The sequence below is a fragment of the Actinoplanes aureus genome, assembly GCF_015704865.1.
Lineage (GTDB): Bacteria > Actinomycetota > Actinomycetes > Mycobacteriales > Micromonosporaceae > Actinoplanes > Actinoplanes aureus.
The window spans coordinates 549,702-564,135 of sequence record NZ_JADQTO010000001.1 but is presented as its reverse complement, the minus strand read 5'-3'; the positions used below and the strand labels follow the sequence as shown (position 1 = coordinate 564,135).

At 69.7% G+C, this 14,434-nt stretch carries 12 protein-coding genes, 1 pseudogene and 1 riboswitch; of the genes and pseudogenes, 9 read left to right on the top strand and 4 right to left on the bottom strand.

The window, feature by feature from the left end; all coding sequences use genetic code 11:
* Positions 1-46 precede the first annotated feature (46 nt).
* Positions 47-691, top strand: coding sequence for a hypothetical protein (locus I4J89_RS02515; RefSeq protein WP_196412129.1), 645 nt, complete (start codon positions 47-49; stop codon positions 689-691).
* 31 nt (positions 692-722) lie between these two features.
* Positions 723-1,076 carry an MmcQ/YjbR family DNA-binding protein gene (locus I4J89_RS02510; protein WP_196412128.1) on the top strand — a complete coding sequence of 118 codons (354 nt, stop codon included), beginning with the start codon at positions 723-725 and terminating at the stop codon, positions 1,074-1,076.
* Here the strand turns inward: I4J89_RS02510 and rnhA are convergent.
* Entirely contained in the window at positions 1,063-1,521 is a 459-nt protein-coding gene (gene rnhA, locus I4J89_RS02505) for a ribonuclease HI (RefSeq protein ID WP_196412127.1), read from the bottom strand. The genes I4J89_RS02510 and rnhA overlap by 14 nt on opposite strands.
* Positions 1,522-1,715: 194 nt before the next feature.
* Here rnhA and I4J89_RS02500 point away from each other — a divergent pair, with 194 nt between their 5' ends.
* The 7 genes and pseudogenes from I4J89_RS02500 to I4J89_RS49205 all read left to right on the top strand — a co-directional run.
* Positions 1,716-2,630: an ABC transporter ATP-binding protein gene (locus tag I4J89_RS02500; protein WP_309238157.1), complete on the top strand. Its 915-nt coding sequence runs from the start codon at positions 1,716-1,718 to the stop codon at positions 2,628-2,630.
* Positions 2,627-3,388 (top strand): ABC transporter permease, encoded by a 762-nt coding sequence (locus I4J89_RS02495; protein WP_309238156.1) that lies wholly within the window; start codon positions 2,627-2,629, stop codon positions 3,386-3,388. Before I4J89_RS02500 ends, I4J89_RS02495 begins: the two co-directional genes overlap by 4 nt.
* 82 nt (positions 3,389-3,470) lie before the next feature.
* Positions 3,471-4,307: an ABC transporter ATP-binding protein gene (locus I4J89_RS02490; protein WP_196412126.1), complete on the top strand. Its 837-nt coding sequence runs from the start codon at positions 3,471-3,473 to the stop codon at positions 4,305-4,307.
* Positions 4,304-5,089, top strand: a complete 786-nt coding sequence (locus I4J89_RS02485) for an ABC transporter permease (RefSeq protein ID WP_196412125.1) — start codon at positions 4,304-4,306, stop codon at positions 5,087-5,089. Before I4J89_RS02490 ends, I4J89_RS02485 begins: the two co-directional genes overlap by 4 nt.
* Complete coding sequence (locus I4J89_RS02480) at positions 5,086-6,216, top strand: sensor histidine kinase (RefSeq protein WP_196412124.1); 1,131 nt, start codon at positions 5,086-5,088, stop codon at positions 6,214-6,216. Before I4J89_RS02485 ends, I4J89_RS02480 begins: the two co-directional genes overlap by 4 nt.
* Positions 6,213-6,830 (top strand): response regulator, encoded by a 618-nt coding sequence (locus I4J89_RS02475; RefSeq protein ID WP_196412123.1) that lies wholly within the window; start codon positions 6,213-6,215, stop codon positions 6,828-6,830. Before I4J89_RS02480 ends, I4J89_RS02475 begins: the two co-directional genes overlap by 4 nt.
* 223 nt (positions 6,831-7,053) lie before the next feature.
* A riboswitch (cyclic di-GMP riboswitch) is annotated at positions 7,054-7,133 on the top strand.
* A 14-nt stretch (positions 7,134-7,147) separates the two neighbouring features.
* Positions 7,148-8,704, top strand: a pseudogene (locus I4J89_RS49205) (Calx-beta domain-containing protein); the annotation flags it as partial.
* A gap of 1,408 nt (positions 8,705-10,112) precedes the next feature.
* On the opposite strand, the gene I4J89_RS49200 reads toward I4J89_RS49205, so the two are convergent.
* The 3 genes from I4J89_RS49200 to I4J89_RS02460 are packed head-to-tail and all read right to left on the bottom strand — an operon-like array spanning position 10,113 to position 14,424.
* The gene (locus tag I4J89_RS49200; RefSeq protein WP_304519220.1) at positions 10,113-12,068 is read right to left on the bottom strand and encodes an ABC transporter ATP-binding protein; all 1,956 of its coding nucleotides are present in this window, start codon (positions 12,066-12,068) and stop codon (positions 10,113-10,115) included.
* Entirely contained in the window at positions 12,065-13,819 is a 1,755-nt protein-coding gene (locus I4J89_RS02465) for an ABC transporter ATP-binding protein (protein ID WP_196412121.1), read from the bottom strand. Before I4J89_RS02465 ends, I4J89_RS49200 begins: the two co-directional genes overlap by 4 nt.
* A complete protein-coding gene (locus I4J89_RS02460) occupies positions 13,813-14,424 on the bottom strand; it encodes a TetR/AcrR family transcriptional regulator (RefSeq protein ID WP_196412120.1) in 612 nt (203 codons plus the stop codon). The genes I4J89_RS02465 and I4J89_RS02460 overlap by 7 nt, the downstream gene beginning before the upstream one ends.
* Positions 14,425-14,434 lie beyond the last annotated feature (10 nt).

The window sequence follows — 14,434 nt, the reverse complement described above, 5'->3', positions numbered from 1 at the left end:
GCCACAATGCAGGCATGAGCCACTGCACCGAGCGGCGGGTCCGCCGATGACCGCGCCCGGGGACATCGTGATCCTCCTCGTCCTGCTCGCCTCCGTGCTGGCCTGCGCCGGATATGCCGCCGGCCGGCTTCACCAGCGGCGGCAGAGCGGCGCGGACCGGGAGGAGGCGTACCGGCACGGGTTCGACAGCGGCACCCGCAGCGTGTTCGGCATGGCCGCGCGGGCGGCGGGCCGGCGTCGCGATCGCGGGGCCGTGCACGGGGCGGCCGGCGTACCCCCGGCCGGGCCGCCGGACGAGCCCACTGTTCCGGTACCCCCACAGGCCACCGCCCCGTCCGCGTCGCCGGTTATGCCGGCTTCCGCGGAGTCCGAGGAGCCGACGAGACCGGTGCCGCAGGGAGCGCCGGGATTTCCGGCGCCACCGCCGCAGGCCGTGCCCGAAGTGCCGCCACCGGCCGCGACCGGCGGCGTCACCTACACCTCGGTGCCCGACCCGCGCTGGCCGGGCGACGCCGAACCAGTGCCTGAGCAGCGCGAACCCGAGCCGCGGCGGGGCCGGCACACGGTGCCGGAGGAACTGGTCCAGGCCGCCACCTATGTGCTTCCGCCGGACCGGGTGGCGCGTGCCAAGGTGGTCCGTCGGCCGGAGGACCCGCCGGGGCCGCACGTGCCGCGCCCGCGCGGCACCTGAAAGTGTCGGACCCTGCGGTTAGCGTGCCGGCATGGTCACCGTCGATGACGTACGGCGGGTCGCGCGCGACCTGCCACGCAGCCAGGAGCACCTGATCCGGGACCGGGTCAAGTTCCGGGTCGGGCAGATCGTCTACGTCGCGTTCTCCCGCGACGAGAAAGAGATGGGATTCGGCTATCCGAGAGAGGAGCGCGACGCGCTGATCGCCTCCGATCCGGAGACCTTCCACCTGCCCCGGCCATCCGACCTGCGATATCAGTGGGTGGAGGCGTGGCTGGAGCGGCTCGACCAGGAGCGGATGACCGAGCTGGTCATCGACGCCTGGTCGATGACCGTGCCGAAGAAGGTGTGGACCGCATACCGGGAGGGCCTCAGCCGCGGCTGACGGCTTCGCGGAGTCCCTGGGCGGCGAGCCGGTCGGCACGCTCGTTCTCCGGGTGTCCGGCGTGGCCCTTCACCCAGTGCCAGCGCACCTCATGCTTGCCGACGGCCTCGTCCAGGCGCTGCCACAGGTCGACGTTCTTCACCGGCTGCCGGGCCGCGGTCAGCCAGCCGTTCGCCTTCCACCGGGGCAGCCACTTCGTGATGCCGTCCCGGACGTAGATGCTGTCCGTGTAGATGTGCACGACCAGCGGCGCGCGGTTCAGCGTTTCGATGGCCCGGATCGGCGCCATCAGTTCCATCCGGTTGTTCGTGGTCGGAGTCGCCTCGCCGCCGCAGAGATCCTTCTCCGCGCGGCCGTAACGCAGGACGGCACCCCACCCGCCCGGGCCGGGGTTCGGCACGCACGCCCCGTCGGTGTAGATCTCCACCACCGTCCCGTCGCTCATGCCGCGCACCCTACCGAACGCCGCCTTCTCATCCCGGCCGGTGGAGGCGTCCCGGGTCCGGCTGGCGCACAGTGGGGTGAGGCATTACATCCGGCGGACCGTCGGCCCGGGGCTCGCCGGGCGCCGCCGTAAGGTGACCGTGGCGGACGGAATCGGTGCGGACCGGTGGAGCGGGACTCGTGGAGGGTGGCGACGTGGCCGCGGTTGAGGTACGGGACGCCGTCGTGCGCTGGGGCGACACGACGGCGGTGGACGGCGTGTCGCTGTGCGTGCCACGTGGACGGGTGCTCGCCCTGCTCGGCCACAACGGCGCCGGAAAAACGAGTCTGCTCCAGGTCTGCGAGGGTTTCCGGCGGCCGGACTCGGGCGAGGCCCGGGTGCTGGGGCTCGACCCGGTCGGTGACCACGACGAGCTGATGCCGCGGCTCGGCATCATGTTGCAGTCCGGCGGCGTCTATCCGTGGGCGGCCGCCGGGGAGATCCTGCGGCTCTTCGCCTCGTTCGCCGCCCACCCGCTCGATACCGACATGCTGCTGGACCGGCTGGGACTGCGCCGGGTGGAGCGGACCAGGTTCCGCCGCCTGTCCGGTGGCGAACAGCAGCGGCTCAGCCTGGCGGTGGCCCTGGTCGGCCGCCCCGAGCTGGTCTTCCTGGACGAGCCGACCGCCGGCATGGACACTGAGGCCCGGCACACCACCTGGCAGCTGATCGAGGAGCTGCGGGCCGACGGCGTTTCGGTGCTGCTCACCACGCACCTGCTGGACGAGGCGGAGCGCCTCGCCGACGACGTCGTGATCATGCGGTCCGGCAAGGTCGCCGCGACCGGCACTCCGGCCGAGCTCACCGCGGCGGCCGGCATCGATCTGCTCGAGGTGCGCGCCGATCCGGGACTGGACCTGACCGGCCTGCGCACCCACCGCAAGGTCACCGAGACGTCCCCGGGCGAGTACGCGATAGCCGGCGAGCTCGACACCAAGGGCCTGGCCGAGGTGCTCGGCTGGTTCGCCGCCGTGGACGCGCACGTCACCGCGGTGAGCAGCCGCCGCCGTACGCTCGAGGACGTCTACCTCTCCCTGACCACCCAAGCCACCGTAGGAGCGACCGAGTGAGCGCCGGAACCTTCACGCCCGCTCCCGGCCGGGCCCCGATGCGCACGATCATCGGCAAGCAGCTCCGGATGGAATTGCTGCTGACCGCTCGCCGCGGCGAGGCCGTGGTGCTGGCGATGGGCGTACCTCTGCTGGTCCTGCTCGGTGCGGGCCTGTTCGAGGTGACCAACCTGCCCACCGACGACCGGCTGGGTTTCGTGGTTCCCGGTGTGCTCGCGCTGACCGTGATGTCGACGGCCTTCACCGGGCAGGCGATCACCACCGGTTACGAGCGCAGTTACGGCGTACTGAAGCGGCTCGGCGCCTCGCCGCTGACCCGGCCCGGGCTGTTGCTGGCCAAGACCGGCTCGGTGCTGGTGCAGATCGTGGTGCAGGTCGCGATCCTGGCACTGGTCGGGTTCGCGGTCGGCTGGCGCCCGCACGCGGACGCGTTGCTGCCCGCCGCCGGTGTCACCGTGCTGGCCGTGGCCGGCTACAGCGGCCTGGCGTTGCTGCTGGCCAGCGTGCTGAAGCCGGAGACCACCACGGGTGCCGCCACGCTGATCTACGTGCTGATGCTCTCGGTCGGCGGGATCATGTTCGCCGCGCCCGACCTCGGCACGGCCGGCTGGTTCCTGTTGCCGCTCGCCGCGCACGCCCACGCGCTGCGGGAGACCCTGATGTTCGGCGGTTCGGTGCCGTTCTCGATCTGGCTGAGCCTGCTCCTGTGGGCGGTGGTCTGGCTGACCGCGGCGGCCCGCAACTTCCGCTGGGAGTAGCACTGTCAGTCGATCGGTGGACAACCGGTGACAGCCGCGCGGTCGTCCCGCCGGCGTACCGGGCGGCGGCACGATCGACGTCATGGAAGCCATCGAGGTAAGCGGACTTCGTAAGACGTACCGAGATCGGGACGCGGTCGCCGGTATCGATCTCGTCGTCGCCCGCGGCGAGATCTTCGCGCTGCTCGGCCCGAACGGAGCCGGCAAGACCACCACGGTCGAGATCCTGGAGGGCCACCGGCGGCGTACCGCCGGCGACGTACGCGTGCTCGGCGAGGACCCGGGCAAGGCGGGTTCGGCCTGGCGGTCCCGGATCGGCATCGTGCTGCAGGACGCCGACGACGCGGCCGACCTGACCGTGTACGAGATGGTCCGGCACATCGCCGGCTTCTATCCCGGGCCGCGCGGTGCGGACGAGGCGATCGAGCTGGTCGGCCTCACCGCGAAGCGGAACAGCAAGATCCGTACGCTCTCCGGCGGTCAGCGGCGCCGCGTCGACGTGGCCCTCGGCATCGTCGGCCGTCCCGAGCTGCTTTTCCTCGACGAGCCGACCACCGGCTTCGACCCGGAGGCGCGCCGGCACTTCTGGGACCTGATCCGCACCCTGGCCGGCGACGGCACCACCATCCTGCTCACCACCCACTACCTCGACGAGGCCGAGGCGCTCGCCGACCGGCTCGCGGTGATCGCCGACGGCCGGATCGTCGCCGAGGGCACCCCGGCGACGCTGGGCGGGCGCGGTGCGGCCCAGGCGAAGGTGACCTGGCGGGAGGGCGGCACGGTGCACACCGAGCAGCACACCGACCCGGGCGAGCTGCTCCGCCGGCTGCTGGACGACGGTGTGGATCTGACCACGCTGACGATCACCCGCCCGACGCTGGAAGACACCTACCTGAGCCTGATCGGAGCAACCCGATGACGACGATGAGCCTGAGCCGTGGTCACGTGGAGCTGCTCCAGTTCCTGCGGGACCGGACCGCGGTGGTCTTCACCTTCTTCTTCCCGGCGATGCTGTTGCTGCTCTTCGGCACGATCTTCGGGGACGAGTACACCGATTCGGGAATCAGCGCGAGTCAGGTCTTCACCGCCAGCATGGTGGCGTACGGCATTCTGAACACCGCGTTCGTGACCATGGGGTCCGGTCTGGCGATGGACCGTGAGGACGGGACGCTCAAGCGCCTCCGCGGTACGCCGATGCCCGCGTCGGCGTACCTGATCGGTAAAGCCTTGCTGGTGCTCGTGCTGAGCGTGGCCGAAGCCGCCGTGCTGATCCTGGTCGGGGTCTTGATCTTCGACATGCCGTTGCCGGACGCGAGCCACTGGGTGACCTTCTCCTGGATCTTCCTGCTCTCGGTGATCTGCTGCTCGCTGCTCGGCGTCGCGGTGAGCGCGCTGGTCAAGAACGCCCGCAACGCCGGCGCCATCCTGAACGTGCCGGTGGTGGCGCTGCAGTTCGTCTCCGGCGTCTTCATCCAGCCGATGAGTCAGCTGCCGGACTGGCTGGAGAAGTTCGCCTCGCTCTTCCCGGTCCGGTGGATGGCGCAGGGTTTCCGGTACGTCTTCCTGCCGGACGAGGCCAAGTCCCAGGAGATCGGCGGCAGCTGGGATCTCGGCAGGGTGGCCATGGTGCTCGGCGTCTGGTGTGTGATCGGATTGGTGCTGTGCCTGGTGACGTTCCGGTGGAGCTCCCGAGACCGATGAGCTCCCCTCCGTCCCTGCGCCTGTGGGACATGTACTTCGTGGTGGTCGCGGTCGCGGTGGCGGCCGCGGCCATCTCGGCGGACTGGTATCCGCCCGGACGCCGGGCGGTCGCCGTCGGCGCGATCATCGGCATGGCCGTGCTGTACGGCGTCGTCGCCCGCCCGCTGATCACCCGAGACGAGCAAGGCACGCCGTCGCTGCTGGTGAGCCTCGCCCACCTGCTGCTCTTCGGTACGGCAGTCGCCTGCGTGCCGCTGACCACCTGGCTGCTGTTCATGGTCATCCCGGTGTTCTTCATGCTGGTCCCGCTGCGCACGGCCATCGGCCTGGTGCTGGTCGCCAACCTGGTCCCGGTCCTGCTGGAGCTCCGGGCGGACCCGGGCGGCCTCGCGATCGACCTGGTGATCGCGGCCATCTCCACCGCCGCCGGCATCTGCATCGGCGTCTGGATCACCAAGATGGCGGAGCAGAGCGAGCAGCGGGCTCAGCTCATCGCCGAACTGGAGGCGAGCCGCGCCGAACTGGCCCGGCTCTCCCACGAGGCCGGCGTCGCACAGGAGCGGACCCGCCTGGCCGGCGAGATCCACGACACCCTCGCGCAGGGCTTCACCAGCATCATCACGCTGATCCAGGCCGCCGACCCGGCGCTTCGCGACGAGCGGCTGGCGCTCGCGGTGCGCACCGCAAAAGAGAACCTGGCCGAATCCCGCGCCATCGTCGCGGCTCTGTCACCGTCGGCATTGGCTTCCTCTTCACTGCCCGAGGCGGTACGCCGCCAGAGCGCCCGCTTCTCGGAGGAAACCGGGGTGCCAACTGCCGTGCGTATCACCGGCGACCCGCGTGACCTGCCGACGCGGGTCGAGGTGGTGCTGTTGCGGGCGGCGCAGGAGGCGCTGACGAACGTGCGGCGGCATGCGGACGCCTCCGAGGTCGCGGTGCTGCTCGCCTACGCGCCGTCGTCGGTGCGGCTGGTGATCCGCGACGACGGGCGGGGATTCGACCCGGCGATCAACGGTGGCTTCGGCCTGCCGGGCATGCGCTCCCGCGCCTCGCAGGTCGGCGGGACGCTGACCGTGCACAGCTCCACGGAGTCCGGTACGACCATCGAACTGGAGATCCCCGCGTGATCCGCATCCTGCTCGTCGACGATCACCCGGTGGTGCGGATGGGGCTGCGCGGCATGCTCGACGCCGAGCCGGATCTGACGGTGATCGGCGAGGCGTCCTCCGGGGTCGAGGGCGTCGAACTCGCCCTGGCCGAGCGGCCCGACATCGTGCTGATGGACCTGCGGATGCCCGGTGGCGACGGGGTGGACGCCACGGCCCGGATCCTGTCGAGTTCCTCCGGGATCAGAGTGATGGTGCTGACCACGTACGAGTCGGATCGGGACATCCTGCGCGCCATCGAGGCCGGAGCGTCCGGCTATCTGTTGAAGGACGCGTCACCGGCGGAGCTGGCGGACGCGGTGCGCGCCGCCGCGCGGGGCGAGACGGTGCTGGCGCCGAGCGTCGCATCGACACTGGTGCGGCAGGTACGCAGTCCGGCGCCACCGGCGCTGTCGGCGCGCGAGACCGAGGTGCTGCGGCTGGTGGCCGCCGGTCTGACCAACGCGGACATCGGCAAGCGGCTGTTCATCAGCGAGGCGACGGTCAAGACGCACCTGCTCCGGGCGTTCAACAAGCTCGACGTGGCCGACCGTACGGCGGCCGTCACCACCGCGATGCGGCACGGCCTTCTCTAGGCCTGATCGACGGGGATACATGGTGCGGGCGGCCGGAACGGGCCACCCTGCGCCGTTTCGACGTAGCTACAAGGGATTTACCCCGAAAAAAGCGTTCCGCCGTTAAGGGGATAGAACGCGAGTTAGATTACGGATGGCGCGGCGTCAGGCCGGACTTTGAGGTCCAGTGTTTGCGCTGCTCAACCCGGTTCTTACCCGGTGCAAGAGCGCCCTGTAGGCGCGGTACCCGAACAGGCAAACCCGCTGCGAGGCGGGGACGCAAAGCTAGGGGCCTCCCCGAACGGAGGTAGCCCAGCCGCCGAAGGAGAAAGAAACACATGCGCTATCAAGAAGCCCATGCGGCCAAGAGCGGCTCGGTTCCGTTCGCGCTGCGTGGCAGGAAGTCCATCCGGAGGATTCTGTCCACCGTCGCCGCCGGCATCGTCGGCCTGGTGCCCGTCGTGCTCGTCTCGTCTCCGGCCATGGCCGCTGACGGCGACGTCACCATCGCGGCTGCGACCGCCACTGAGGGCCAGGCCGTCATCTTCACGATCACTCGGGTGAACACCGGTGGGACGGCGCTGGGTGAGGTGACGCTCAGCTGGTCGACCGGCGGGGGGTCGGCGACCGGCACCACCGACTACACGTCCGTAACCGCCGGGACCGTGACGTTCCCGGCCACCAGTGCGACCACCGCACAGACCCGGACGATCTCGGTATCGACCGTCGGTGACTCCGTCGACGAGGCCAACGAGACCTTCAACGTGACTCTCACCGGTTCCGGTGTGGTCACCACTGCCGCCGCGAATGTGGTCGCCGGCACGATTGTCGACGACGACAACCCGACCGTCATCCTGAGCGCGTCGTCCTCGACGATCAATGAGGCGGCGGGCACCGCGACCATCACCGCGACCCTCTCCGCGACGCCGGCCGAAACCGTCAACATCCCGATCTACACCGAGGACGACACGGCCAAGGCGGGTCAGGACTACACCGCCACCAGCACCGCCATCTCCATCACCGGCACGACCACCGGCACGGCGACCATCCCGATCAGCGCCGACACGCTGGACGAGGATGAGATCCAGAGCTTCTGGGTCAAGTCCTTGACCGGCACCAACGTCACGGGAACCGCATCGGTCAAGGTCAACATCCTGGACGACGACACGGTTCCGGTCATGAGCATCGCCACTCCCTCGTCGGCGGCCACCGAGGGCGGAAGCCTGGTCTTCCCGGTGACTCTCGACCACGGTTCGGAGAAGGCGGTCACCGCCACCTGGAACACCGCGACGGCGACGCCGTCCGGCAGCAACGGTGCCGCGACCGCCGGCTCGGACTACACGGCGGTCACCAACGGCACGGTCACCTTCGCCGCCGGGCAGACCACCCCGTCGGCCCCGGTCTCCGTCACCACCCTCACCGACAGCGCGGACGAGGCGACGGAAGAGCTTTCCGTCCTGCTCTCCAACCCGCTGAACGCCACGCTGCACGCGACGGTGCGGCGGAACGGTTCCATCTCGGACAGCGGCACCGTGGCCGGCCCGCAGGTGGAGCTCGTGCCCACCGCGGTCACCGAGGGCGGTCCCACCGCGACCAAGTCGCGCACCTTCACCGTCCGGTTGACCAAGGCCTCCGGGCAGGAGCAGACGATCCGCTACGCCGTCGCCGAGGGCGCCGGAACGGCTACCGCGGCCGAGGACTTCACCGCCGTCGCCGCGCACGCGTCGCGCGACCTCGTCTTCAAGCCGGGCGAGCTGGAGAAGACCTTCACCGTCGACGTGCTGGGTGACAACGTGGACGAGGGTGCCTCGGAGACGTTCACCATCTCCCTCACCGACGTCAACGTGAACCGGTTGCAGGCCGGTAAGTCGCTCGGCGACAACCTCATCACCATCACCGACGACGACGACAAGCCGACCTTCAGCGTCACCCGCAGCGCCATCTCGGCGCCGGAGGGCGACGGCCCCTCGGCCGCGCTGTTCGAGGTGAAGCTCTCCAACCCCAGCTCGGAGGACGTCGACTGGACTGCTGTCCCGACGCCGTCACCGGCGGCCGGGACCGCCACAGCGGCCGGGGTTGGGGCGGGCTCGGACGACTTCGACGAGATCGGCAGTGTGGGCGGCACCATCCTCGCCGGCGAGACGTCTTCCTACATCCTGCTGCTGGTCAACGGCGACGAGGTCTACGAAGCCGATGAGACGGTGAAGTACAACGTCGCCCTCGGAACCACCGAGACGCACGCCACCGGCGCGGCGACGACCGCCGTCCTCACCATCACCAACGACGACGACGCGCCGGTCCTCTCGGTCAACTCGGTGCAGGCCAAGGAGGGTGACGTCGTCGCGCTGACCGGCACGGTCAAGAACGTGGCGGAGGACCAGACTCTGCTCAACGTGACCCTCGGCGGCTTCGCGGCGAACGGCAACCGGGCGGCGGACAACAACGACTTCGCGCCGTCGTCGTTCGCGGTGCAGATCGACGGGGACACCGCCGACGGCACCGAGGTCCCGATCGGCAGCGTGCGGATCACCGACGACACCGAGGCCGAGCCGGCCGAGTCGATCGGCGTCGGCGGCACCGGCTTCGGTGGCACCGGCACGGTCAGCGGTGGCTCGATCACCATCGCGCTCAGCGACGGTGGCACCACGCCCACACCCGGTGGGCCCGGCGAAGAGCCTGGCGAGGAGCCCGGTGAGGAGCCCGGCGAGGAGCCGGTCGCGCCGACCATCAGGGCCTCGGCCACCACGCTGACCGGCGGCAACGTGGTCACCATCACCGGCAAGGCAGCCCCGAGCAGCAACGTCGAGCTGTGGGGTCAGGCGCTCGGCTCGACGGCCAAGGGCGTCAAGCTCAAGACCGCCAAGAGCGACGCGTCCGGCAACTACTCGGTCGCGCACTGGATCGGGCAGGGCTACACGTTCACGACGATGGCCGGCGACGCCTGGTCGGAAGAGATCACCGTCCGGGTCAAGCAGAACCCGAGCCTGGTCGTCACCTCGCCGAGCAAGGGCCGGATGGCCGTCACGGTCACCGGTAACCCGAAGGCGGCCGGCGCGGCGGTCACGGTGCAGAGCTTCGTCAGCGGCGCCTGGAAGACCGTCTACACCGGCAAGACCGGCACCACCGGCTCCTGGGCCAAGTCGGTGACCATCGCCAGCAAGAAGGCTCTGACGCTGCGGGCCATGGTGGGTGGCAACACCACCACGGGCATCGTGGCCAGTGGCTGGCCCGCCGGGCAGCGGGTCACCATAAACTCGGTACCACCACGACGCAGACGGGGGCGGCCCGCCGGCCGCCCCCTTCTCAGTCCACTTCGGCGACAGCCTGCGCGAACTGCGCCGAATAGAGGCGGGCGTACGCCCCGTCCGCCGCGATCAGCGAGTCGTGGGTGCCCTGTTCGACGATCGAGCCGTTCTCCATCACCAGGATCACGTCGGCGTCGCGGATGGTGGAGAGCCGGTGCGCGATGACGAAGCTGGTCCGCCCGGTGCGCAGGTTGCCCATCGCCCGCTGGATCAGCACCTCGGTACGCGTGTCCACCGAGCTGGTCGCCTCGTCCAGGATCAGGATGCTCGGCTCGGCGAGGAACGCCCGCGCGATCGTGATCAGCTGCTTCTGTCCCGCGCTGACGTTCGATCCCTCTTCATCGATCTTCGTGTCGTAGCCCTCCGGGAGGGTTCGCACGAATCCGTCCACGTGAGCGGCCTCGGCGGCGCGAAGGACCGCGGCACGATCGAAATCGTCAGCTCCATAGGCGAGGTTCTCCGCGATGGTCCCGCCGAACAGCCAGGTGTCCTGCAACACCATGCCGATCTCCTCGCGCAGTTGCTCCCGCGGCATGGTGGCGATGTCCACCCCGTCCAGGGTGATCCGCCCACCGGTCACGTCGTAGAACCGCATCAGCAGGTTGACCAGCGTCGTCTTACCCGCACCGGTCGGGCCGACGATCGCGACCGTCTGCCCGGGCTGGACGCTGAGCGACAGGTCCTCGATCAGCGGCTTGTCCGGCGTGTAGCGGAACGACACGTTCTCGAACTCGATGCGGCCACGCACCGGCGGCATCGAGACCGGAGCCGGGTCCGGTGACTGCTCCGGCGCGTCCAGCAGGGCGAACACCCGCTCGGCCGAGGCCACACCGGACTGCACCAGGTTGGCCATGCTGGCCACCTGGGTGAGCGGTTGGCTGAACTGCCGCGAGTACTGGATGAACGCCTGCACCTCGCCGAGCGTCAGCGTCCCGGAGGCCACCCGCAGTCCGCCGACCACCGCCACCAGCACGTAGTTGACGTTCGAGATGAACATCATGGCCGGCTGGATCAGGCCGGAGATGAACTGGGCCCGGAAGCTGGACGCGTACAGCTTGTCGTTGTGCTCGCGGAAGGTGTCCGCTGCCTCCCGCTGCCGCCCGAAGACCTTGACCAGCGCGTGGCCGGTGAACATCTCCTCGATGTGGCCGTTCAGCTGGCCGGTGGTCTTCCACTGGGCGACGAACTGCGGCTGGGACCGCTTGCCGATCACTGTGGTCAGCCAGATCGACACCGGCACGGTGACCAGCGCGATCAGCGCGAGCAGCGGGGAGATCCAGAACATCACACCGAGTACGCCGACGATCATCAGCAGGGCCGTGACCAGCTGCGCGAACGTCTGCTGGAGGGTCTGCGCGATGTTGTCGGTGTCGTTGGTGGCCCGGCTCAGCACCTCGCCGCGCGGCTGCTGGTCGAAGTAGGAGAGCGGCAGCCGGGCCAGCTTCGACTCGACCTGGTTGCGCAGGTCGAGGACGGCGGTCTGCACGACCCGGGCGGTGATCCGGCCCTGGAGCACGCCGAACACCCAGGCGAACAGGTAGATCAACGCCACCCAGGCGAGGACGTGCGCCAGCCGGGTGAAGTCGATGCCCTGGCCGGGAATGGCGTCCGACCCGGCGAGCACGTCGGCGAGGCCGTCGTCGCCGCGGGCGCGCAGCCCGGCGATCGCCTCGTCCTTGGTGACGTCTCCGCTCAGCATCCTGCCGATCACGCCGTTGAAGATCACGTCGGTGGCCTTGCCGAGCAGGTACGGCCCGGTCACCGACAGGGTCACGCTGGCGATACCGAAGAGCAGTACCGCGCCGACCAGGGCGCGCTGCGGTTTCAGCAGGCCGAGGAGGCGTTTCGTGGAACCCTTGAAATCCTTGAGTTTCTCCGGCGGTCCGCCCGCCATCATCATCCGGGCGGCCGGCGGGCCACCCATGGGCCGGGGCGGCCGGTTCGGAGCAGTCATCGGGTAACCGCCTCTTCTGCTGTGAGCTGCGAGAGAACGATCTCGCGGTACGTCGGGTCGGTCTCCATGAGCTCGTCGTGCGTGCCGGTGCCGACCACCTTGCCGTCGTCCAGCACGATGATCCGGTCGGCGTCGCGGATCGTGCTGACCCGCTGTGCCACGATCACGACGGTCGCCTCCTGGCCGCCGTCCGCGGTGAGGTGCTCGGTGAGAGCGGCACGCAGCGCGGCGTCGGTGGCGTAGTCGAGCGCCGAGAACGAGTCGTCGAAGAGGTAGATCTCCGGCCGGTGGACAAGCGTCCGGGCGATGGCGAGTCGCTGTCGCTGGCCGCCGGAGACGTTCGTGCCGCCCTGCGCGATCGGTGCGTCCAGCTGTCCCTCCATCCGCTCGACGAAGTCCCTCGCCTGCGCGATCTCCAGGGCCTGCCAGAGCTCCTCGTCGGTGGCGTCCGGGTTGCCGTAGCGCAGGTTGGAGGCGATCGTTCCGGTGAACAGGTACGGCCGCTGCGGCACCAGGCCGACCGTGCGGGCGAGCAGATCCGGATCCAGCTCGCGGACGTCGACGCCGTCGACCAGGACCGTGCCGCTGGTCGCGTCGAAGAGCCGGGGTATCAGGTTGAGCAGGGTGGTCTTCCCGCTACCGGTGGAGCCGATGATCGCTGTGACCTCACCGGGGCGCGCTCTCACCCGTACCCCCGAAAGCACTGCGGCCTCGGCACCTGGATAGCGGAAGTCGACGTCGCGCAGCTCCAGCTCGCCGTGGCGCGCCAGCGTGGTGATCGGCGCCGCAGGCGGCGTCACGCTGGTCTCGGTGTCCACCACCTCTTTGATCCGCTCGGCACAGACCTCGGCGCGGGGAATCATCATGAACATGAACGTCGCCATCATGATCGACATGAGGATCTGCATGAGGTAGCTGATGAACGCGGTCAGCTCGCCGACCTGCATGCCGCCGGAGTCGATCCGGTGGCCGCCGAACCAGACCACCGCGACGCTGGAGATGTTCACGATCAGCATCACGGTCGGGAACATCAGCGCCATGATCCGGCCGACTCGCAGCGACACGTCGGTCAGGTCGTCGTTGGCCACGCCGTACCGATCGCGCTCGTGATCGTCGCGCACGAAGGCGCGGATCACGCGGATGCCGGTGATCTGCTCGCGCATCACCTGGTTGACCCGGTCGAGACGGTCCTGCATGAGCCGGAACAGCGGCCGCATCCGCGCGATGATCAGGCCCACCACACCGATCAGCACCGGCACGATGACCAGCAGCAGCGAGGAGAGCGGCACGTCCTCGCGCAGGGCCAGCACGACGCCGCCGACGCACATGATCGGCGCCGACACCATGAGCGTGAAGGTGAGCAGCACCAGCATCTGGATCTGCTGCACATCGTTCGTCGTCCGGGTGATCAGGGACGGCGCCCCGAACTGCCCGACCTCACGCGCCGAGAAGGTCTGCACCCGCTCGAAGATCGAGGCACGCAGGTCGCGGCCGACCGCCATGGCGGTCCGGGCGCCGAAATACACCGCCACGGCCTGCGCGGCGATCTGGAGCACGGTGACGCCGAGCATGCCGGCGCCGACCCGCATCACATAGCCGGTGTCGCCCTTGACCACGCCGTTGTCGATGATGTCGGCGTTGAGCGCCGGCAGGTAGAGCGTCGCGAGCGTCTGCAGGAACTGGAACAGCACCACCAGGACGATCGCCGTCCGGTACGGCCGCAGGTGCACGCGAAGCAGTTTGATCAGCACGTCGGCTCCGTCTCCCTGATGTAGATGCCGTCGAGCAGCAGGGACGCCAGGTCCTCGCCGCTGAAGGTGCCGGGCTCGGCGAACGGCCCGAAGGCGTTGGCGCCGCAGTGCAGCAGCAGCAACCGGGCCGCCTTCTCGGGGGAGACCCGCAGCCGGGCCGCGTCCGGCGCGAACACCTCGACGATCGCCGCCTGCAACTGCTCCCGGGAGGCCGCCATCCGGGCCTGTGCCTCCGGATCCGGCCGGTTGTCGAAGATCAGCTTGCGGGCCTCGCTCATCAGATGCGCGTTCTCGATGAACCGGGCGTGCACCAGCTCGGCCGCCGCCGCCACCCGGACCCGCAGATGGGCCCCGCGGTCGATGGCGGCGAGGGCGTCGAGTGTCGGTCGCGGGTCGAGTGCTTGCACCACCGAGCAGACCACCAACTGGCTCTTGCTCTCGAAGACGCCGAAGATCGTGCCCTCGGCCACGCCGGCCGCGTGGGCGATCTGGCGGGTGCTCACGTCCAGGCCGTGCTCGTGCAGCAGCGGGATGGTCGCCGCGATGAGGGCGGCCCGCCGTTCCTCCGGCGCCAGGGCCGGGACGCGTCTGCGTCTCTCTTCCATGGGAAGCCAC

Excerpts from the sequence above, each read along its gene's own strand:
- I4J89_RS02490 (WP_196412126.1), top strand. The coding sequence starts at position 3,471 with ATGGAAGCCATCGAGGTAAGCGGACTTCGTAAGACGTACCGAGATCGG.
- I4J89_RS02485 (WP_196412125.1), top strand. The coding sequence starts at position 4,304 with ATGACGACGATGAGCCTGAGCCGTGGTCACGTGGAGCTGCTCCAGTTC.
- I4J89_RS49200 (WP_304519220.1), bottom strand. The coding sequence starts at position 12,068 with ATGACTGCTCCGAACCGGCCGCCCCGGCCCATGGGTGGCCCGCCGGCC.
- I4J89_RS02515 (WP_196412129.1), top strand. The coding sequence starts at position 47 with ATGACCGCGCCCGGGGACATCGTGATCCTCCTCGTCCTGCTCGCCTCC.
- I4J89_RS02480 (WP_196412124.1), top strand. The coding sequence starts at position 5,086 with ATGAGCTCCCCTCCGTCCCTGCGCCTGTGGGACATGTACTTCGTGGTG.
- I4J89_RS02460 (WP_196412120.1), bottom strand. The coding sequence starts at position 14,424 with ATGGAAGAGAGACGCAGACGCGTCCCGGCCCTGGCGCCGGAGGAACGG.
- I4J89_RS02510 (WP_196412128.1), top strand. The coding sequence starts at position 723 with ATGGTCACCGTCGATGACGTACGGCGGGTCGCGCGCGACCTGCCACGC.
- rnhA (WP_196412127.1), bottom strand. The coding sequence starts at position 1,521 with ATGAGCGACGGGACGGTGGTGGAGATCTACACCGACGGGGCGTGCGTG.